Origin of the sequence: Agrobacterium sp. ICMP 6402 (assembly GCF_009498615.1) — a bacterium.
GTDB lineage: Bacteria > Pseudomonadota > Alphaproteobacteria > Rhizobiales > Rhizobiaceae > Agrobacterium > Agrobacterium burrii.
The window spans coordinates 685-1,937 of record NZ_QSNV01000026.1; the positions used below are offsets into that span (position 1 = coordinate 685).

The window sequence follows — 1,253 nt, forward strand, 5'->3', positions numbered from 1 at the left end:
CCGCATCGGGCTCACCATCATGCTCACCTTCATCAACCTGCCGATCGTGGTGTGGATGCTTTACACCTACTTCCGGGAAATCCCCGGCGAGATCCTTGAGGCCGCCCGCATGGATGGCGCCTCGCTCTGGAACGAGATCGTCCATGTGTTGACGCCAATGGCGGTGCCCGGCATCGCCTCGACGCTGCTGCTCAACGTCATCCTCGCCTGGAACGAATCCTTCTGGACCATCCGGCTGACGACCACCAATGCCGCGCCGCTGACCGCCTTCATCGCCTCCTTCTCCTCACCGCAGGGGCTGTTCTGGGCAAAACTCTCGGCCGCCTCGATGATGGCGATCGCCCCCATTCTCGTCATCGGCTGGTTCTCGCAGAAACAACTCGTGCGTGGCCTGACCTTTGGCGCCGTGAAATAAGGAACGACAAACATGGGCAGCATTTCCCTTCAGAACGTGTCCAAGCTCTTCGGTGAGGCGAAAGTCATCCCGTCGATCGATCTTGATATCAACGACGGCGAGTTCGTCGTCTTCGTCGGCCCGTCCGGCTGCGGCAAGTCGACATTGCTGCGGCTGATCGCCGGGCTGGAAGACGTCTCCGGCGGAAAGATCGTCATCGACGGCAACGACGCCACCGAAAAGGCGCCGGCCGAGCGCGGCCTTGCCATGGTGTTCCAGTCCTATGCGCTTTATCCGCATATGAGTGTGCGCAACAACATCGCCTTCCCGCTGAAGATGGCCAAGCTCGACAAGGCGGTCATCGATAAAAAGGTGGAAGATGCCGCCCGGGTGCTGAACCTTACCGATTATCTCGAACGCCGGCCCTCGCAACTGTCCGGCGGCCAGCGCCAGCGCGTCGCCATCGGCCGGGCCATCGTGCGCGAACCGAAAGCCTTCCTGTTCGACGAGCCGCTTTCCAACCTCGATGCGGCGCTGCGCGGCACCATGCGGCTGGAAATCTCCGAGCTGCACAACACGCTGAAGACGACGATGATCTACGTCACCCACGACCAGGTGGAAGCCATGACCATGGCCGACAAGATCGTGGTGCTCAACCGCGGCAATATCGAGCAGGTCGGTTCGCCGATGGAGCTTTACAAAACACCGCGCAACCTCTTCGTCGCCGGTTTTATCGGCTCACCGCGCATGAACCTGATTACCGGCGATTATGCGCGCCAAAAGAACGCCGCCACCGCCGGTGTGCGGCCCGAACATCTGCTGCTGTCGAAGGAAAGCGGGCTGTGGCAGGGCAAGGTGA

2 protein-coding genes are annotated in these 1,253 nt (G+C 61.1%); both read left to right on the forward strand.

Annotated elements, in window-relative coordinates; all coding sequences use genetic code 11:
- On the forward strand, positions 1-415 hold a 415-nt coding region (locus DXT96_RS27285), incomplete at its 5' end, for a carbohydrate ABC transporter permease (protein WP_246670667.1).
- A 12-nt stretch (positions 416-427) separates the two neighbouring features.
- Positions 428-1,253, forward strand: an 826-nt coding sequence (locus DXT96_RS26785; protein ID WP_153517190.1) for an ABC transporter ATP-binding protein, incomplete at its 3' end; no start/stop codon positions are given.